Source organism: Ensifer sp. SSB1, assembly GCF_016652895.1.
GTDB lineage: Bacteria > Pseudomonadota > Alphaproteobacteria > Rhizobiales > Rhizobiaceae > Ensifer.
Window position 1 is genome coordinate 1 of sequence record NZ_JAEPRP010000142.1, and the last position, 19,652, is coordinate 19,652.

The window sequence follows — 19,652 nt, forward strand, 5'->3', positions numbered from 1 at the left end:
CATCATCAACAAGTCCAACCCGCGCTTCAAGGCTCGTCAGGGCTGATCTCTGCGGGGATGCGGACATCGCTTCGGCGATGTACCAGATTTGATTATGAAGTTGTCCCATGGCGAGCTAACATGCTCGCCATGCGAGTTTTTGTACCCTTGATTCTGGCGTGTACCGCCGCCCTGCTCGCCACCTCCCTAGGAGCTGGCAGTTTCTCTCTCGCGGCGGAAACACCGGCCCAGACCGAATCCGCCAGCCTCACCACACCCAAGCAACGACTGGATGCCCTGTTCGCAGACCTCAAGAAGGAACGCGACGCAGACAAGGCGCGTGAGCTCGCCAACCAGATCCGTGTGGAGTGGCAGGATTCCGGCAGCGCCACCGTCAATCTGCTGATGCAATGGGCCGACAAGGCCATTACCGACAACAAGCAGGCGGCGGCACTCGACATCCTCGACCAGGTGATCACGCTTGCGCCCAACTATGTCGAAGGCTGGAACCGCCGCGCGACGCTGCACTACGCTATGGGCAACTACCGGAAATCCATGTCGGACATCAACCGGGTGCTGGCGATCGAACCGCGCCATTTCGGCGCGCTCGCGGGCATGGCCGCGATCCTCGACGCCTCCGGTAAGGACGAGCTTGCCATGCGGGCATGGGAGCAGTTCCTGAACATCTATCCCGCCGACCGCAAGGCTCAGGAGCGATTGGGCGAACTCGCCGAGAAGCTCGCGGGCAGCAAGACCTGACCGCACACGACATCGTCGATTGCAGCCCCCGTCAACGTCCCTCCCGGCCCATGAAATCGCACTGCGCGAGATAGCAACGGCCGCGCGCCGTTTCATGGAACCAATCTGGTTGGAATGGCATCGGGCCTGGGGCGGCGATCTGCCGGCACTTCCCTCGCAATGGACCTGCGGCCGCTCAAGCCTGTTTCTCGTGCGGGCCTTGAGTACCGAAGGATTTGACGCCGTCTGGGCCTCGGGCACGCCGCGCGCGGGCCCCAGCGAACCGGAAATCGGTCCATTCGGCTTCTTCCACGAGGGCAGCTGGCAAAGCCACGCCTGGGTCGAATGCGGCGACTTCATCGTCGACATCACTGCCGATCAATTCGGCGCACCTCCGGTCCTCGTTGTCGATCGAACCGACACCCGTTACAACAGGGGCGACCGGGATACCGCGCTGCCCGAGTTCGTGCTTGCCCGCAGGCGCGCCGTGGACGACATCTGGCCACGGTGGCAGCTGATGCGCACACCGCCCGCTGAAACAGCGCATTTTCAGGCGCGCGCCAACGAGCCGGCGACGCCGGAAGACAGATAGGGACAATGTTTCCAGGCACCCTCCTTTTCATAGGACTGACGCTTGTCGGCATCGCCTACAGCCTGTGGCACGCACGGGTCTTCGCGCGTCGGTTTCCCAATGTCGGCGAATTGATCGACATCGGCGGTTACCGCTTGAACAGCGTACACCTGCCCGCGAGCGGCAAGGCCGACCTGCCGGCTGTTTTCATCCATGGCGCCAGCGGCAATCTGCTCGATCAGCTGCACGCCTTCGCGCCCGCCCTTGATAACCGCGCCGAGATGCTGTTCGTCGATCGTCCCGGCCACGGCTATTCCGAGCGTGGCGGAGCGGAAAACGATCTTCCGGACGGCCAGGCGGCGGCGATCGCGAGGCTGATGGACAAGCGCGGCATCGGTCGCGCCGTCATCGTCGGCCATTCCTTCGGCGGCGCGATCGCCGCGAGCTTCGCCCTGCATCATCCGGACAGGACCGCCGGCCTCATCCTGCTGGCACCTGCGACACACCCCTGGCCAGGCGGCATCGACTGGTACTACCGTTTCACCGCACTGCCGGTGATCGGCTGGCTCTTCGCCCATACGCTGGTGACGCCTTTGGGCCAACGGCGCATCGAGGGCGGTACCCGCTCGATCTTTTCGCCCAATCCGCGCCCCGACGATTACATCGATAAGACCGGCCCGCATCTGGTGCTGCGTCCCGCGACCTTCCGCAACAACGCGCGCGACATTGCCAATCTGCATGCCTACTTGACCGCGACTGCACCGCGCTACCGCGAGATCACTGCCCAGACCGTTATCATCACCGGCGACAGTGACGGCATCGTGCTGGCCGACATCCATTCCCGCGGACTTGCGCGCGATATTCCCGGCGCGGAACTGCTGTGGATCGGCAATCTCGGCCACAAGCCCGACTATGTGGTCACGGACGTCGTCGTCGCCGCACTCGAAAAGATGGCGGGCCAGCCGACCGATCTCGAGCAAATAAAAAGGCGGGCCGAAGCCCGCCTGATCTCGTCGTCCGAAGCCATCAATCAGAGCTGACCCGCCTCGCACATTCACAAAGGCTGCGTCAGACGCCGCTCATGCCGTCGGAGCCGATATAGGCGATGCGCAGCATGTTGGTGGCGCCGGGCGTACCCAGGGGCACGCCGGCAGAGATGATGACGCGTTCGCCGGGCTTGCCGAAGCCTTCAGCCGCAACGATACGGCAGGCGCGGTTGACCATGTCGTCGAGATCCGTCGCGTCCTCGGTAACGACGCAATGCAGCCCCCAGACGACTGAAAGGCGTCGTGCCGTCTGAACGATCGGCGAGAGTGCAATGATCGGAACCTGGGGCCGCTCGCGAGCGGCGCGCAGACCCGTCGTACCGGACGAGGTGTAGCAGACGATCGCAGAGAGCCGGAGCGTCTCCGCAATCTGGTGGGCAGCCAGCGAGATCGCGTCGGCACCGGTTGCTTCCGGCGGCGTGCGCTGGGCGTAGATGATGCTCGAATAGTGCGGGTCGCGCTCGACGCTGCTGGCGATCGACGCCATGGTCGAGACAGCCTCCACCGGATACTCGCCCGAAGCGGACTCGGCAGACAGCATGACCGCGTCGGCCCCCTCGAAGACGGCAGTCGCGACGTCGGAGACTTCGGCACGTGTCGGGACCGGTGCGGAGATCATCGATTCCAGCATCTGCGTGGCGACGACCACCGGCTTGCCGGCGCGGCGACATGCGCGCGTCAGCTGCTTCTGCAGGCCCGGTACGGATTCCAGCGGCATTTCGACACCGAGGTCGCCGCGCGCCACCATCAAGGCGTCCGAAAGCTCGATGATCTCGTCGATCCGGTCGAGCGCCTGCGGCTTCTCGATCTTCGACATCAGGCCGACGCGACCGCGGGCGATCTTGCGAACCTCGGCCAGATCCTCCGGACGCTGAACGAAGGACAGTGCCACCCAGTCGAATTCGCCGGTCGCCAGAACCGCATCGAGGTCGGAACGGTCCTTGTCCGTCAGGACGCCGACGGCCAGCAGCGTATCGGGCAGGCTGACGCCCTTGCGGTCGGAAATCTTGGTGCCGGCGACCACCGTCGTGACGATGCTCTTGCCGTCGGTCTTTTCAGCCTTGAGATGCAGCTTGCCGTCGTCGATCAACAGGCGATGACCAGGCTTGACCGCTTCGAGGATCTCAGGATGCGGCAGAAAAACGCGGGTGTTGTCGCCAGGCTCGTCCCTGTTGTCGAGCGTAAAGGTCTGGCCGACCTTGAGGTCTACCTTGCCTTCGGCAAACTTGCCGACGCGCAGCTTCGGCCCCTGCAGGTCGCCGAGAATGCCGATCGGTCGGCCGCAACGCGCTTCGACCGCGCGGATGCGCTGGACCAGCGTGCGCATCACGTCGTGGCTCGCATGGCTCATGTTGATGCGGAACAGATCAGCCCCGGCCTCGTGCAGCTTCTGGATCATCTGCTCATCGGAAGACGCCGGTCCGAGCGTGGCGAGGATTTTGACTTTTCTGTTCCGCTTCATCAATTCTGGCTTTCCTGCGTGCCGGGCGTTTCGGAGAGCTGAACCATCCAGCTCCCTTGCCGCCCCGTGTCGTATTCTTTGAATCCCATGCGCTGGAAGCCGCGGGCGAAGCAGTCCTGAACGCCCGTGATCTTGAACTCGTTCTCGGCGACGCACATGTTGACGTCACCGGTCCAGCGGCCACCGCGGGCCGCGTCTTCCGCGTAGAGATAATAGTATCGTGACTGAAGCTCGCCCTCGATCAAGGTCGCGCAGGTGGTGGCCGGAACCTGCCACCAGCCCTCCGTTACCCAGCCTTCCTTGGCTCGGTAGCCGATCGCCACGCCGACGAGATTTTGCGTGCCGTTGCAGACGCGAAAATCGGCGCGCGCGTCGTCGGCAAAGAGAAATGAGCTTGAGGTTGCCAGGAAAAACAGGAGGATGCCTCCCAGTGTCGTCAGCCCCGGCTTCGCTTTGGAAAAAGGATTTCTGGACACGGTTTCCGATGGAACTCCGTTTTGATTTGCGTGGCACTTTCTTGCGACGGCCAGCCCCGAAAGTCAACGTAACTCTAATCGATTACAATCGCCAAATTGCTTTCAAATTGCGCTAAACAGTTGCGCGTTTCTTGCGATTGACGCGCGCGCGTGCGATCAGCGAAGTCGAGGCTAGACAAGAGACTGGACCGGAATGCAACACTATTCTCCCTATGAGATTATCGAAGCCAAGCCTGCAACCGGGATCGTCTTGCTTGCCGACCACGCGATGAACCGGCTGCCGGCGGAATACGGCAGTCTCGGCCTGCCCGCCGCGGCATTCGAGCGGCACATCGCCTATGACATCGGCGTCGAGGCACTGGTGCGGCAGCTTTCCCGAATGCTCGATGCGCCGGCCGTGCTTGGTTGCTTCTCCCGACTGTTGATCGATCCCAATCGCGCAGAAGACGATCCGACGCTGATCATGAAAATCTCCGACGGTGCGATCATCCCCGGCAACCACCCGATCAGCCAGGAGGAATGGGAGAACCGGCTGCACCGCTTCCACCGTCCCTATCATCGCGCTGTTTCCGAGACGATCGGTCGAAGCGCCGAGGCGCACGGCGCAGCACCGCTGGTTATTTCGATCCACTCCTACACACCGGCCTGGAAGGGTGCCGCCCGTCCGTGGCACGCCGCCGTCCTTTGGGACAACGATCCGCGCGCCGTCCTGCCGCTGATCGAGATGCTCGAGGCATCGGGCGACATCGTCGTCGGCAACAACGAGCCCTATGACGGTGCACTGCGCGGGGATACCATGTTCCGGCATTGCATGGTGCCGGGGATCCCCCACGCCCTGATCGAGGTGCGCCAGGACCTGATTGCCGACGAGGCGGGAGTTGCCGCCTGGGCCGAGCGGCTGGCGCCAATCCTTGCGGGTCTCAACGCCATGCCTGAGTTGCATCGCTACGAGCGCCACGCCTCCCGCACCGGCGGCTATTGAGATATTTCCGCCGATGGCGCGTAGCAACTGAAGAGGATCGACGTCCATGACCGAACTGACCCGGGACCAGCAGACCGCCTTCGAAGCGGCCGCCTTTCGCCGTCTCGTCGCCCATCTGCGCGAACGCTCCGATGTCCAGAACATCGACCTGATGAACCTCGCCGGCTTCTGTCGCAATTGCCTTTCCAACTGGTACCGCGAAGCAGCCGAACAGGCTGGCGTTCCTCTCGCCAAGGAGGAATCGCGCGAGATCATCTACGGCATGCCCTACGAGGAATGGCGCGAGCGCAACCAAAGGGAAGCAACCACAGAGCAGAAGGCCGCTTTCGAGGTCAACCGGCCGAAGGAATAAGATCATTTCGCCGGCGCCTGCCACGGAAATGACCGCGTTGTTGCGCAATCACCCTTGACCTTGGCGGCCGTTCGCGGCACGTCACGGCACCCAAGAAATTCAATTCCCCGTATCAAGGAGAAGACCATGTCGGATGCTCACGGCGTCGCACGCGATCAGCTTCGTGCTTTCATCGAGCGGATCGAACGCCTGGAAGAAGAAAAGAAGACCATCGCGGACGACATCAAGGACGTCTACGGCGAAGCCAAGTCCACGGGCTTCGACGCCAAGATCCTGCGCAAGGTCATTTCGATCCGCAAGCAGGACCACGACGAGCGCATGGAGCAGGAAGCGATCCTCGACACCTACCTCCAGGCGCTCGGCATGGTGCCGGCGGCCGACGAAGAATAAGCCGCTACTTGCAGGCCGCCGGCAGGCGGCGTTTGTCCGGGTGCGATCCGGAACGCACTGCGCCTCGATCCTGTCCAGAAGCGGCAGCGCTCGAAAGCACGATGCAGAATCAAAAAGCCCGCCGGACCGGCGGGCTTTTTCGTGTCTGCTCGGAGACCGAAGCTCAATTCGTGCTGAACTTCTTCACTTCCATGAAGTTGACTGCAGTGCCGCTGAACCGGGCCGTGTCCACCGTGCCGGCGCTGCTGGAGAAGCCAGCGGCGTAGACCGTAGTCGGTGCGGCACGGAGCGACTTGCTGACGAAGCGCGGCGCCTTGACCGGCTTGGAAAGCGTGGCCACACGCCCCGTCGTCAGCGCCCATTCGGAAATGATCTTCTGGGTCAGCTTCGGTTCGGTACGCACCGACGAACGGGTCGCGGCATCGGCGTCGTTCTTCTTCGGGCGGCCACCCTTTGCCGGCGCTTCGGCCTGCGTGTCGAAGGCATTGTCGAAGACTGCCGCGCGGGCATTCGTGTTCGATTGCGGCGCATAGGCCGCCATTTCGATCGGCTGCTGCGATACCGGCTGGCGCTGGGCGGGCGTCGGAGCGGCAAGCGCGACACGGGTCGACGCTTCGGCGGCAACGTCACGCGGCGGCTCTGCGGACGCAACAACCGGACGTTCCGCGAAGGACGGAACCACGACCTGCGCATCGGCAACGGCGGCAAGGGCCACGTCACCCGCGGGCCGTACCGCCGGAACTGGCACGAAGCCAAGCGCCTGCACATCCGCGGAAGGATCGGCCGAAGCGACAAGCGTGTTCATGTCGCGACGGTCAAGCATCTGCGGCACCGGCACCTTCATCGAGCCGAGATCGGCGAATTCGCTCGGCATTTCCGAGGTCTGCGGCAGGGCAGCGGCAAGCGCGTCCTGGGCCGCGTTCTTCTGCGGCGCCACCAGTGCAACGGCTACGCCGCCATCGGCAGGCGCATCCTTGAAGGCAGGGCGGACGGCCGGGACCGGCGCATTGATGTTCTGTTCGGCAGCAACCGCCGGTTCGGCGGCAACGGAGCCGGCGACACCGGGCAGCGCCTGCTGCGCAGCCGGAGCGGAGGCCGTCTGGACCGCAGCCGGCGCAGCGCCGCCTTCGTCGTCGGCGCCCGGACCAGCCGCAATCGCCGAGGGTTCTTCATCCTCGTCGCCACCGCCGCCAAAGAGCATGGCGAACAGGTTGCCGCGACGCTTGCCGCTTGCCGTATCGCCCGAACCTGTCGCGCCACCGCCGGCGACTTCGATCGCCGAGGCACCAACGCGACGCTTGTAGTCAGCGACCGCCTGCTCATAGCCGGGCAACGGCTTGCCGTCGGAAGGCAGGTGCATGGTCTTGCCGTCAGGGAAGAGACGCGCGAGTTCGGCGCGCGACATGCGCGGCCAGGCGCGGACACCGCCGACGTCCATGTGAACGAAAGGCGAGCCGGAAGTCGGATAGAAGCCGACGCCACCCACCTGGAATTTCATGCCGATCTCACGCACGGTCTTCAGCTTCACATCGGGAAGATAGAAGTCCATCGCCTTGCCGAGCATGTGCTGGCTCTTCTTGGCAACGCCCTTCGAGCGCGAGCGCAGCATGCCGTTGGTTGCAGGCGAACGATAGGCCGAGACGACGTGGATGTAATCGCGCGAACCGCTCTTCTGGTAGACTTCCCAGACAAGATCGAGCAGGCGCGGATCCATCTTGGTCGGTTCGTTGCGACGCCAGTCGCGCAGGAAGCGGTTGATCTCCTGCAGGCCCTTGGGGTCGTAGCGGCCGTTGCGCTTGAAGGTGATCTGCGCTTTTTCCTGGGTATGAATGAAATAGAGCTTCAGTGTCCGGGTCTGGCCAGCGGCCTCTACGGGGGGTGCAAAGCCCGGCGTCACGAGGGTAGCCGCAATCGCAACGGATGTAAGAACCTGCGGAACCTTACGGGTAAACGCCGCGCAGACTCTCGCTAAGGAGCCGAGCGGCTTCTTAAAACCGAACAAATTTGGCATTCAATCCCCGTCCGACGGACAACCGTACTTCGCTGTCTCAGATGACTGTCAAATAAGGTGACAGCATGGCAAATATGCCACAGTCGTCACCGCCCCTTATAATATAGTGAACACTTCACTAACAAGGTCTAAACGGCGGTGACGGAATAGCAGGGCTAATGAATCGTGAATGCGTCGATTTTATGCCGCCTCCCTCAACGGGTTCTCGGGATCGATGCCATAATCTTTCAGCTTGCGGTAGAGCGTAGACCGGCCGATGCCGAGCCTGCGAGCCACCTGGCTCATCTGTCCGCGGTAGAACTTCAGCGCAAAACGAATCAGTTCCTCTTCCACTTCGGCAAGCTTGCGCACGTCCCCGCCCTCGTCGACGCTGGCAATCGCGTTCTCCATGCGCGGGTCGTGTCCGGCATCGCCTTCCATCGATTTCGCCGCACTTGCAAAGTCCGGATAGACGTTCGGCACGTGCTCCGCCGGCGCGTTTTCCCGCTCCGGACCGGCTTCGCCCCAGGAGAAACCCGAGCGGTCGGAAACCACATAACCCGGGATCTGCGTGGCGATCTGCGGGAAGTCCTTCACCGTCAGTTCGTTGCCTTCGGCAAGCACCACGGCCCGGAAGATCGCGTTTTCCAGCTGCCGGATATTGCCCGGCCAGTCATAGGCGGTCAGCAGCGCCAGGGCGCCGCTCGATATGGCAAGCGGTGCATGCAGCCGCTGTTCAGCGGCGAAACGCTCGACGAAGGAACGCACCAGAACGGGAATGTCTTCCTTGCGCCGGCGCAGCGCCGGAATGGTAATCGGGAAGACGTTGAGGCGGTAGTAGAGGTCCTCGCGGAACCGCCCTTCGCGCACTTCGTTGATCAGGTCCTTGTTGGTGGCGGAGATCAGTCGGACATTGACCTTCTGCGGATGGCGCGCGCCGATCGTCTCGATCTCGCCCTGCTGCACCGCACGCAGAAGTTTGACCTGGACTTCGAGCGGCAGGTCGCCGATCTCGTCGAGGAACAGGGTGCCGCCGTCCGCATCGACGAACTTGCCGCTGTGTTTTTCCGTCGCGCCGGTAAAGGCGCCCTTTTCGTGACCGAAGAGAATGCTCTCGACCAGATTGTGCGGGATCGCGCCACAGTTGACGGTGACGAAGGGCTTGCCGACCCGATCGCTCGCCGACTGGATGGCGCGGGCCACCATTTCCTTGCCGACGCCGGACTCGCCTTCGAGCACGATCGGGATGTTGGACTGGGCGGCACGGCGCGCCAGGTCGATCACACGGATCATCGCCGGACTTGCCGAAACGATATCTTCAAAGCCGACGGCGCCGCCGCGCGGACGGCGCGAGGTTTTGACCTTGCCATCGCGGCTCGCCATTTTCAGCGCATTGCCGATGGCAACCGATAGCCGCTCCGGAGAAACCGGCTTTACCAGGAAGTCGAACGCACCCGCCTGCATCGCGTGAACGACTGTCTCGATCCCACCCTGGCCGGTCTGCACGATGACAGGCGTATCGACGCCGCGCTCGGCGAGAGCGTCGAGGAAGCCGTGGCCGTTCATCTCCGGCATCAACAGGTCGAGCAGGATGACATTGATCATGCCTCCCTTGCGCTCCAAGAGCTCCAGACCGCTGCGGCCGTTGTCAGCGAGATGCGCCACATGGCCGAGACGCTCGATCATGTTCGTCAGCAACCGGCGCTGCACCGGATCGTCATCGATGACCAGAATATGTGATGTCACGGAAGCCTCCTGCTCTGGACACGCGGTACTTTTTGGCCAACCTCATGTGCCAAATCACGTCAGGCATCTGTGCCATAAAGGGCTGAACATCATGTTTTGAGAAATGCTTGCATTTTATCCATTGCCGGCGATAGCAATGGGACCCATATCGCTTGCCTTCTTCCTGTCACGAACGAGAGAAATCCGACGATGACCTTCCGCCCCTTCGCTCCCGAGCAATCCGTCGTCCGTGCTGCCGCCGGGCAGTCCCATGGCGCCACCGCGGATCTCGGTGACCTGCCGTCCTGGCGGCTTGAGGATCTCTATCCGTCCGCCACATCGGATGCTTTTCGCAACGACTTGAAGAAGGCCGAGACCGACTCGATCGCCTTCGAGACCAAGTGGAAGGGCAAGCTGGCCGAGGCCGCGACGAAGACCGGTGACGCTGGCATCGGCGCCGCCGTCCGGGAATTCGAAGCGCTCGAAGACGCCATGGGCCGCATCGCCTCCTATGCCGGCCTCACCTACTTCTCGGACACGTCCAAGCCTGAAAACGGCAAGCTCTACGGCGACGTGCAGTCGAAGCTCACCGACATGTCGGCGCATCTCCTGTTCTTCTCGCTGGAACTCAATCGCATCGATGACGCGATCCTCGACAAGGCGCTGGAAAACGATCCGCTTGCCGCGCACTACAAGCCCTGGCTGACCGACCTGCGCATGGACAAGCCCTACCAGCTCGACGACAAGCTGGAGCAGCTTTTCCTGGAAAAATCGATGACCGGCGCCGCGGCCTTCAATCGGCTGTTCGACGAGACGATGGCGAGCCTCACCTTCAACGTCGACGGTGAATCCCTGCCGCTCGAAGTCACCCTGAACCTGTTGCAGGATCCGGCGACCGAGGTTCGCAAGAAGGCGGCGATGGCGCTTGCAGAAACCTTCAAGGCCAATATCCGCACCTTCACGCTGATCACCAACACGCTTGCCAAGGACAAGGAAATCTCCGACCGCTGGCGTGGGTTTCAGGACATCGCCGACAGCCGCCATCTGGCGAACCGCGTCGAACGCGAAGTCGTCGATGCGCTTGCAGAAGCCGTCAAATCCGCCTATCCGCGCCTGTCGCATCGCTACTACACGATGAAGGCGAAGTGGCTCGGCATGCAGGAGATGGATTTCTGGGATCGCAATGCGCCGTTGCCGGAAACGCCGAACGCGCTGATCTCGTGGAACGAAGCCAAGGACACGGTGCTCTCCGCCTATAATGCCTTCGCGCCGGAAATGGCCGCGATCGCCCGCCGCTTCTTCGACGAAAGCTGGATCGACGCACCCGTGCGCCCCGGCAAGGCACCGGGCGCCTTTGCCCATCCGACGGTTCCGTCGGCGCACCCCTATGTGCTCGTCAACTACATGGGCAAGCCGCGCGACGTGATGACGCTCGCACACGAACTCGGCCACGGCGTGCACCAGGTGCTGGCTGGCGGACAGGGCGCGCTGATGGCGTCGACCCCGTTGACGCTCGCCGAGACCGCATCCGTCTTCGGCGAAATGCTGACCTTCCGTGCGCTGCTCGACCGGACGAAGGACAAGCGCGAGCGCAAGGCCATGCTGTCGCAAAAGGTCGAGGACATGATCAACACGGTCGTGCGCCAGATTGCCTTCTACGAGTTCGAGCGCAAGGTTCACACCGCCCGCAAGGAAGGCGAACTGACGGCCGACGACATTGGCAAGCTGTGGCTGTCGGTGCAGAGCGAAAGCCTTGGTCCGGCGATCCGGATTTCCGAGGGCTACGAGACCTATTGGGCCTATATCCCGCACTTCATCCACTCGCCCTTCTACGTCTACGCCTATGCGTTCGGCGACTGCCTGGTGAACTCGCTCTACGCCGTGTACCAGAACGCCGAAAAAGGCTTCCAGGATAAGTACTTCGAACTGTTGAAGGCTGGCGGCACCAAGCACCACTCCGAGTTGCTCGCCCCCTTCGGCCTCGATGCCACCGATCCGTCGTTCTGGGCACAGGGACTGTCGATGATCGAAGGGCTCATCGACGAACTCGAAGCGCTTGATAAGGCCTGATCCGGGCAGAGGTCCGGATCGCGGAGCGATCGACAAGACGACTTTATGAGCAACACCGCACCCTATGTGCTGTTCCGGGACGACAGCGAAAACCGCACGACGGTCTTCGCTGAGCCCTTGCGTGTCCTCACCGCGCGCACGAAGTCCGAATTCGTCCGCGGCCTTGCCGAGCTCGAGCGGGCCCACGAGTCCGGCAAATGGATCGCCGGCTTCATGTCCTATGAGGCCGGGCACCTCTTCGAAGAGAAACTTTCGGGTTTCGCCGAGGAAGGCCGCGAGACGCCTCTCATGTCCTTCGGCATCTTCGATGCGCCTTTGGAAGATCATCCTTTGGCCGAGCCGCAACGCCGGACCGAAAACGAACCTCTCCTCAGTGAGCCGCGCGCCGACTGGAACTTCGAAACATACCGCGAGCGCTTCGATCGTCTGCACCAGCACCTGCGGAAGGGCGATTGCTACCAGGCCAACCTGACGATGCCGATCCGTGCCCGCTGGTCCGGCGATCCGCGTGCTGCCTTCTGGTCGCTGATCGAGCGCCAGCCGGTAAAATACGGGGCGCTCGTTGCCCTCGACGGGCCGGTCCTCCTGTCGCGGTCGCCGGAACTCTTCTTCCGCGTCGATGCGGATGGCTGGATCGAAACGCACCCGATGAAGGGTACGGCCAAACGCGGCGCATCGGCGGCAGAGGATGCCGAGATCATCGCGGCGATGCGCGCCGACGAAAAGACCCAGGCCGAAAACCGGATGATCGTCGATCTGCTGCGCAACGACATCTCGCGCATCACCGAGGTCGGCACGCTCAACGTCCCCAAACTCTTCGAGATCGAGACCTACCCGACCGTGCACCAGATGGTGAGCCACGTCCGGGCGAAACTCTTGCCGGAGATCGGCCTCAGCGACATCTTCGCGGCTCTCTTTCCCTGCGGCTCGATCACCGGCGCGCCGAAGATGCGGGCCATGGAAATCCTGCACGATCTGGAGGACGGACCCCGCGACGCCTATTGCGGCGCCATCGGCTTTATCGCGCCGAACGGGGTCATGCGCTTCAGCGTCGCCATCCGCACCATTTCGCTTTTTGCGAGCGGCGAAGCCGTGTTCAATGTCGGCGGCGGCATTGTCTTCGACAGCAACGCCCAATCCGAATACGAGGAATGCCTGCTCAAGGCTCGCTTTGCCGTTGGCGACGATCACATCGCGCTGGGCGACGACGAGGTCGCGCCGGGCGACGACGAGGTCGCGCCGGGCGACGGCGAGGTCGCGCCGGGCGACGGCGAGGTCGCGCCGGGCGACGGCGAGGTCGCGCCGGGCGACGGCGAGATCGTGCCGGGCGACGGCGAGATCGTGCGATGACGGTCTTCTCGCTGATCGAGACGCTGCGTTTTGACGGCGAAACCGGCTTCCTTCGCATGCGGCTGCATCTGGCGAGGCTGAAGCGATCGGCACGTCGACTGGGCATTCCAGGAGCCGAAGGTGCAGAAGCCGCCTTCCTGGCTGCGGTGGAAGTTGGCGGCGACGCGGCTTCGCGCCGCGTGCGGCTCGAGCTTTTTCCCGATGGGCGCATCGAGGTGAAGACCGCACCGTTCGTGCCATTGCCGGACGATACGATCTGGCAGGTGCGGATAGCCGCCACACGGCTCGACTCCAGCGATCCGCTGCTGCGCTACAAGACCAGCCGCCGGGCAGCCTATGAAGCGGCCCGCGGCGAGTTCAAAGCCAGCGAGGCTGACGAGGTTCTTCTACTCAACGAAAAGGGCGAAGTCTGCGAGGGCACGATCACCTCGGTCTTCCTCGATGACGGCAGCGGCATCCTGAAAACGCCGCCGATCGCCTGCGGGCTGCTCGCCGGCGTGCTTCGCACCGAACTCATCTGCCAACGGCGCGCCCGCGTCGCGCGGCTCTCGCCGACAGATCTCACAGGCGGAACGCTCTATGTCGGCAATTCGCTACGCGGTCTGATCCGGGTGGGCCTCGTGATCTGAACCCGGCAGGGTATAGCGCCTCACGCGATCCCGGCCGTCGCGCTTGGCGAGATAAAGCGCCTGGTCGGCGCGCGCATAGAGATCGCTGACCGAATCCCCATCGCGATATTCCGCAAGCCCTACCGAACAGGTGTAGAAGAATTCCGGAATGTTCTCGAGCGGCCGGGAGCTTCTGACCCTTTCGAGCAGCCGGTCGAGAATACGGTTGCCCTCGCTGATGGTGGTATCGGGCAGGATGAGCATGAATTCCTCGCCGCCGATGCGACCGAAACAATCCGAACGGCGCACGAATTCCTGCATTTGGCGGGCGAAATCGAGCAGCACCTCGTCGCCGCGCTGGTGCCCGTGGCGGTCATTGATCGCCTTGAAATAATCGATGTCGATGATCGCGACGCAGCCCCACATATGCGGGTTCTCGGCGCAGTTGGCGATGAACTCGGTCAACCGCCCCATCGTGTACCGACGGTTCGGCACGCTCGTCAGCTCGTCCACCTGGGCGGCTCGAAGCGCAAAGTCGCGATCCTGCCGGAGCTCGCGCTCCCCGGCGTGGATGGTGGTGACATCGACGGCGATGCACAGCATCCAGCCGTCCGAATCCACCGTCTCCGTCATCCATAGCCAGCGGCCGTCATGCAGGTCGGTTTCCATGGCGCGAAAAGGCACCTTGCCGCGCCGATGCGTCGTGGAGGCTATCCAGGCGTTGACATCGTCGGTCTTCAGGACCGTGCCTTGCCCGGCGGAGTAGTTGCGGCGCATGATCTCCGCCCAGGTCGGGCTCTCGTCCGGGCCGAGATGGTATGCCGTGCGGAATGCCGGGTTGGCAAATCGCAGTCGATCATGCTGATCATAAAGCGCGATCAGTACGGGTGTTTTGCTCTGTAAGGCCGCAAGAGCCTTGAGATGACTACCGGTCACGGTCTGTCACGCCTCCGGGTCGGACAATATCAATCATGGCGCGAAGCGGATGCTTCAAACGAAGCTATAGCACGAAGCGCATGTGACAAGCGTTTACGCGAGCGAAACGATGGGGATATGGTTAAATCCCCCTTGGATCGCCCGATCTGCACGAAACGCTCGCCCCATGACGGCTTCTCCACACCCGTCACCATCGGCCTTTCCGGCCTGATCCTTAACGCTGGATCGAGCCGGACGACCAGCTAGGGTACAATCTGGTCGAAAAGAAGTGCCCTTTGTCGAAGCGTAGGGCCATCGCCGCCGCTTTCGATTGTCGGTTAAGCACACTCTCAAATGGCGGTTGACCCGCCGGCTCTTTATTGTGACAGCAATCTATGCTCTACAGCGCCCGCGTGCCGCATTCGGCACCACGGCCGCTTCGGCACATTCATCGAGCCAGAACAGCGGCGCCAGCCGCTCCTCATGCTTAGTCACCCAACGTCACAGGGAAAGTTTTCTCAGGAGAAAGACAAAAATGGCAGATACCACCTATCCGGTTTACGGCGAGATCACCGGTCCGATCGTCATGATCGGTTTCGGTTCGATCGGTCGCGGCACCCTGCCGCTGATCGAGCGCCACTTCAAATACGACAAGAACCGGTTGATCGTGGTCGAACCCCGTGAGGACGCCGCCGATAACGAGATTTTCGAGCGGCATGGCGTACGTCACGTTCGCGCTCATGTGACGAAGGACAACTACAAGGAACTGCTGAAGCCGCTGCTGACTGAAGGCGAAGGCCAGGGCTTCTGCGTCAACCTGTCGGTCGACACCGGCTCGCTCGACTTGATGAAGATGTGCCGCAAGCTCGACGTGCTCTACGTCGACACGGTCGTCGAGCCGTGGCTCGGTTTCTACTTCGACGCCGAAATGGACAATTCCGAGCGCACCAACTATGCGCTGCGCGAAACCGTCCGCAAGGAGAAGGAAAAGAACCCGGGCGGCACGACCGCGGTTTCCACCTGCGGCGCCAACCCCGGCATGGTCTCCTGGTTCGTCAAGCAGGGCCTCCTGAACCTCGCCAACGACCTTGGCGTGAAGTACGAAGAGCCGCACCAGGACGACCGCGAAGGCTGGGCCAAGCTGATGAAGAAGGTCGGCGTCAAGGGCGTGCACATCGCCGAGCGCGACACCCAGCGCACCAAGAACCCGAAGCCCTTCAACACCTTCTGGAACACCTGGTCGGTCGAAGGTTTCATCTCGGAAGGTCTGCAGCCGGCCGAACTCGGCTGGGGCACCCATGAAAACTGGATGCCGAAGAACGCCAAGAAGCACAAGAAGGGCTGCAAGGCAGCGATCTACCTGGAGCAGCCGGGCGCCAACACCCGCGTGCGCTCCTGGTGCCCGACCACCGGCCCGCAGTATGGCTTCCTCGTGACCCACAACGAGGCGATCTCGATCGCTGACTTCTTCACGGTTCGCGACAAGGACGGCGAAGTCACCTACCGCCCGACCTGCCACTACGCCTACCATCCGGCCAACGACGCCGTTCTGTCGCTGCACGAGATGTTCGGCAACGGCGGCAACGCCCAGCCGGTGCACCACGTCCTCGACGAAAAGGAACTGGTCGACGGCGTCGACGAACTCGGTGTGCTGCTCTACGGCCACGACAAGAACGCCTACTGGTTCGGTTCCCGCCTGTCGCTGGAAGAAACCCGCCGCATCGCTCCCTACCAGAACGCCACCGGCCTGCAGGTAACCTCCGCAGTCCTGGCCGGCATGGTCTGGGCTCTCGAGAACCCGAAGGCCGGCATCGTCGAAGCTGACGAGATGGACTACAAGCGGTGCCTTGAAGTGCAGCTCCAGTACCTCGGCCCGGTTGAAGGCCACTACACCGACTGGACCCCGCTCGACGGTCGTCCGGGCCTGTTCCCGGAAGACATCGACACCAAGGATCCCTGGCAGTTCAAGAACATCCTTGTTCGCTAAGCTTTTGACGTAACACGTCATCCGGCCCGGGGCGCGAGCGTGTCCCGGGCCTTTTCATCTCTGCGGGAAAAGGCGACTGCCGCCCCCTGCCACTCTTGCTTTCAACTCATGATCGCGGCATGGTCATGCCGGAATGAAACAGTCCGCTCGGCCCAATGCGGGGGAAATCGCCTATGAAGCCATTCGCAGTTCTGACCCTAATCGCAACCGCCGCGGCCTTGGCGTCCTGCCAGTCGTCGCCCCGGATTATCGATGAGGGCGGGCCGTCGAGCCAGGCGACCGGCGTCGAAGGCTCCTGGGTGGATCCGAACGGTATCGTCTCGACCTTCGCGGGCGGAACCTTCTCGACCCGCACGACCGATACCAACCAGCTGCTTGCTTCGGGCAACTACACCAAGATGAGCCCCACGCTCGTCGAGATCAATATGACCTCGCTCGTGCGCAACACTCAGTCCAAGGTCAATTGCGCCCTGGTCACCCAGAACCAGCTCAATTGCACCACCGATGCCGGCGCGCAGTTCTCGCTGGCACGGCGCGGCTAAAACAGCAAACAGGCAAGTATCAAAGCCCCCGATCGGGGGCCTTTTTTCATTTGCGCCCGCGGCTTAACCTAGTTGCAAATCCGACAACCCAAGGATGGTTTAGCGCTTGAAGTCGCCTTCAAGTGATGAAAACATCCGCCCGGCAAAGCCACGCCCACCGTGGGGAACGGATCCATCTTGACGGCTCCGGATACGGTTGGCTGACACTGGAGCAATTGCAGCAAAAGTGCCGCGCGGTTTTGTGTTCGCTTGCGTGCAACGGGAGACAGAGTGCTTCGACCAATCCGGGCAGCGCTCTCAAAACAGGAGAACATCATGATCAGACACATCCGGACCGGCCTGATGACCGCGTCCATCCTTGCCCTCTCCTCGGGCGCAGCCTTCGCCGATTATGAGCTGAACATCCTGCACATCAACGACCTCCATTCCCGCATAGAGTCGATCAACAAGTTCGACTCGACCTGCTCGGCGGAAGAGGAAGGCAAGAACGAATGCTTCGGCGGCGTCGCCCGCCTGAAAGCCCTGATCGACCAGAAGCGCCAGGACCTTTCCGGCAAGAACGTGCTGCTGCTCAACGCCGGTGACAACTTCCAGGGCTCGCTGTTCTTCACCACCTATAAGGGCCTGGCCGAAGCCGAGTTCCTGAACCTGATGAAGTTCGACGCAATGACCGTGGGTAACCACGAATTCGACGAAAGCGAAGACGGCCTGGCCGGCTTCCTCGACAAGATCACCTTCCCGGTCGTCACCGCCAACGTGCTGCCGAGCCACAAGTCGAAGATCGGCGACCGCATCAAGCCGTCGATCGTGCTCGAGGTTGGCGGCCAGAAGATCGGCATCGTCGGCGCCGTCGCCAACGACACGCCGGAACTCTCCTCGCCCGGCCCGGACATCCTGATCGGCGACGACGTGGCCACCACCACCGCCGCAGTCGAAGAGCTCAAAAAGCAGGGCGTCGACAAGATCATCGCGCTGACCCATGTCGGCTATCCGCGTGATCTGGCGGCGATCGCCAAGATCCCCGACGTCGACATCGTCGTCGGCGGCCACTCGCACAGCCTGCTCTCTAACACCGATCCGAAGGCTGAAGGCCCCTATCCGACGATGGTCGACAACCCCGGCGGCTACAAGGTGCCCGTCGTTCAGGCCGCGTCCTACACCAAGTATCTCGGCGATCTCGTCGTGACCTTCGACGACAAGGGCGTGGTCAAGGCAGCCAAGGGCGACCCGATCCTGGTGGACAGCTCGGTGAAGCCGGATGAGGCCGTGCTGGCGCGCGTCGCCGAACTCGGCAAACCGATCGAAGAGCTGCGCTCGAAGATCATCGCCAAGACGGAAGCGCCGATCGACGGCTCGCGTGAGAATTGCCGCACGAAGGAATGCGAGATGGGCAGCCTGCTCACCGACGCCATGCTCGATCGCGTCAAGGGCCAGGGCGTGACCATCGCCATCACCAACGGCGGCGGCCTGCGTGCGTCTATCGATGCCGGCGACGTCTCGATGGGCGAGGCGATCACCGTGCTGCCGTTCCAGAACACGGTGGCAACCTTCCAGATCAAGGGCGACGGCATTCGTGAGGCGCTCGAAAACGGCCTCAGCAAGCTCGAAGAAGGCGGCGGCCGCTTCCCGCAGGTCGCCGGCATGAAGTTCTCCTTCGACAAGTCGAAGCCGATCGGAAGCCGCGTCGTCTCGGTCGAGGTGAAGGAAGGCGAGACCTACGTCCCGCTCGACCCGGCCAAGACCTATTCGCTCGTCACCAACAACTACATGCGCAATGGCGGCGACGGTTACGACGTCTTCAAGGAGAAGGGTGAAAACGCGTACGACTACGGTCCGGGCCTGGAAACCGTGCTCGCCGACTATCTTGCCGCTCACCAGCCGTTCAAGCCCTACACCGATGGCCGCATCACCGAGGTCGCTGCGGCCGCAGGTGCGGCAACGGCGGAACCGGCAACGGAAGCAAAGCCGGCGACCGGCACCGACACCTCGGCAACCCAGCCGGCCGCGACCTCCGGCGAGGCAGCAGCACCGGCCGCAAGCGGTCCGCAGAAGCACGTGATCGCCAAGGGCGACACGCTGTGGGACCTCGCCAAGTCGTTCTACGGTGAAGGCGCGCTCTGGAAGAAGATCTCCGAGGCCAACGGCAAGCCGGCGCCGCGCGCGCTGCATGTCGGCAAGGAACTGGAGATCCCGGCAAAGTAAGACAATTTGCCTCTACTTTTAGGGCCGGCGCGGGCTTCCCCGCGTCGGCTTTTCTTTTTAGAAGGACTGGAAACCGAAGGCTCCAAACGGAAGCGGGGCCCGACGAGGATCAAGATGACCGAGCAACTTGCCATGACCGCCCCTGCCAACCATCCCTCCGTCAAATCCGGAAAGGTCGGCGTCCTTTTGGTCAACCTCGGTACGCCCGACGGTACCGACTACACCTCGATGCGCCGCTACCTGAAGGAGTTCCTGACCGACCGGCGG

Annotated in this window: 16 protein-coding genes and 2 pseudogenes; 13 read left to right on the plus strand and 5 right to left on the minus strand. The window is 62.7% G+C overall.

The features are described 5' to 3' along the window. Positions 1-120 precede the first annotated feature (120 nt). From I8N66_RS27595 to I8N66_RS27605, 3 genes are all read left to right on the plus strand, one after another. On the plus strand, positions 121-738 hold the full coding sequence (locus I8N66_RS27595) for a hypothetical protein (protein WP_291160702.1): 618 nt from the start codon (positions 121-123) through the stop codon (positions 736-738). Positions 739-832: 94 nt separating this feature from the next. Next, on the plus strand, positions 833-1,309 hold the full coding sequence (locus tag I8N66_RS27600) for a hypothetical protein (RefSeq protein ID WP_291160705.1): 477 nt from the start codon (positions 833-835) through the stop codon (positions 1,307-1,309). A gap of 5 nt (positions 1,310-1,314) precedes the next feature. Beyond that, positions 1,315-2,328: an alpha/beta hydrolase gene (locus I8N66_RS27605; protein ID WP_291160708.1), complete on the plus strand. Its 1,014-nt coding sequence runs from the start codon at positions 1,315-1,317 to the stop codon at positions 2,326-2,328. A gap of 28 nt (positions 2,329-2,356) precedes the next feature. Here the strand turns inward: I8N66_RS27605 and pyk are convergent, their stop codons facing one another. Next, complete coding sequence (gene pyk, locus I8N66_RS27610) at positions 2,357-3,796, minus strand: pyruvate kinase (protein ID WP_291160711.1); 1,440 nt, start codon at positions 3,794-3,796, stop codon at positions 2,357-2,359. Beyond that, positions 3,796-4,176, minus strand: a pseudogene (locus I8N66_RS27615) (DUF1036 domain-containing protein); the annotation flags it as partial. The gene pyk and the pseudogene I8N66_RS27615, both read right to left, overlap by 1 nt. Positions 4,177-4,465: 289 nt before the next feature. On the opposite strand from I8N66_RS27615, the gene I8N66_RS27620 reads away from it, so the two are divergent. The 3 genes from I8N66_RS27620 (at position 4,466) to I8N66_RS27630 (ending at position 5,996) form a co-directional block, all read left to right on the plus strand. Next, entirely contained in the window at positions 4,466-5,254 is a 789-nt protein-coding gene (locus I8N66_RS27620) for an N-formylglutamate amidohydrolase (RefSeq protein WP_291160714.1), read from the plus strand. Positions 5,255-5,300: 46 nt separating this feature from the next. Then, the gene (locus tag I8N66_RS27625) at positions 5,301-5,606 is read left to right on the plus strand and encodes a DUF1244 domain-containing protein (protein ID WP_223725557.1); all 306 of its coding nucleotides are present in this window, start codon (positions 5,301-5,303) and stop codon (positions 5,604-5,606) included. Between the two features lie 126 nt (positions 5,607-5,732). Then, on the plus strand, positions 5,733-5,996 hold the full coding sequence (locus I8N66_RS27630) for a DUF2312 domain-containing protein (protein ID WP_034806111.1): 264 nt from the start codon (positions 5,733-5,735) through the stop codon (positions 5,994-5,996). A gap of 163 nt (positions 5,997-6,159) precedes the next feature. Here the strand turns inward: I8N66_RS27630 and I8N66_RS27635 are convergent, their stop codons facing one another. Beyond that, a complete protein-coding gene (locus tag I8N66_RS27635; protein ID WP_113540857.1) occupies positions 6,160-8,007 on the minus strand; it encodes a DUF882 domain-containing protein in 1,848 nt (615 codons plus the stop codon). Positions 8,008-8,187: 180 nt separating this feature from the next. After that, complete coding sequence (locus I8N66_RS27640; protein WP_291160722.1) at positions 8,188-9,732, minus strand: sigma-54 dependent transcriptional regulator; 1,545 nt, start codon at positions 9,730-9,732, stop codon at positions 8,188-8,190. A gap of 189 nt (positions 9,733-9,921) precedes the next feature. Here I8N66_RS27640 and I8N66_RS27645 point away from each other — a divergent pair, with 189 nt between their 5' ends. From I8N66_RS27645 to I8N66_RS27655, 3 genes and pseudogenes are all read left to right on the plus strand, one after another. Then, the gene (locus I8N66_RS27645; protein WP_291160725.1) at positions 9,922-11,781 is read left to right on the plus strand and encodes a M3 family oligoendopeptidase; all 1,860 of its coding nucleotides are present in this window, start codon (positions 9,922-9,924) and stop codon (positions 11,779-11,781) included. Positions 11,782-11,826: 45 nt separating this feature from the next. Next, positions 11,827-12,966, plus strand: a pseudogene (locus tag I8N66_RS27650) (aminodeoxychorismate synthase component I); the annotation flags it as partial. Positions 12,967-13,127: 161 nt separating this feature from the next. After that, on the plus strand, positions 13,128-13,760 hold the full coding sequence (locus I8N66_RS27655; protein WP_113540853.1) for an aminotransferase class IV family protein: 633 nt from the start codon (positions 13,128-13,130) through the stop codon (positions 13,758-13,760). Here the strand turns inward: I8N66_RS27655 and I8N66_RS27660 are convergent. Further along, on the minus strand, positions 13,725-14,675 hold the full coding sequence (locus I8N66_RS27660) for a GGDEF domain-containing protein (protein WP_113540852.1): 951 nt from the start codon (positions 14,673-14,675) through the stop codon (positions 13,725-13,727). The genes I8N66_RS27655 and I8N66_RS27660 overlap by 36 nt on opposite strands. Before the next feature lie 514 nt (positions 14,676-15,189). Here I8N66_RS27660 and I8N66_RS27665 point away from each other — a divergent pair. The 4 genes from I8N66_RS27665 to I8N66_RS27680 all read left to right on the plus strand — a co-directional run. Next, positions 15,190-16,641 carry a homospermidine synthase gene (locus I8N66_RS27665; RefSeq protein ID WP_291160730.1) on the plus strand — a complete coding sequence of 484 codons (1,452 nt, stop codon included), beginning with the start codon at positions 15,190-15,192 and terminating at the stop codon, positions 16,639-16,641. A 173-nt stretch (positions 16,642-16,814) separates the two neighbouring features. Next, entirely contained in the window at positions 16,815-17,183 is a 369-nt protein-coding gene (gene omp10 / locus I8N66_RS27670; RefSeq protein ID WP_113540850.1) for an outer membrane lipoprotein Omp10, read from the plus strand. 315 nt (positions 17,184-17,498) lie between these two features. Beyond that, positions 17,499-19,385, plus strand: coding sequence for a 5'-nucleotidase C-terminal domain-containing protein (locus tag I8N66_RS27675; RefSeq protein ID WP_291160734.1), 1,887 nt, complete (start codon positions 17,499-17,501; stop codon positions 19,383-19,385). A gap of 114 nt (positions 19,386-19,499) precedes the next feature. Beyond that, on the plus strand, positions 19,500-19,652 hold a 153-nt coding region (locus tag I8N66_RS27680), incomplete at its 3' end, for a ferrochelatase (protein ID WP_365887960.1).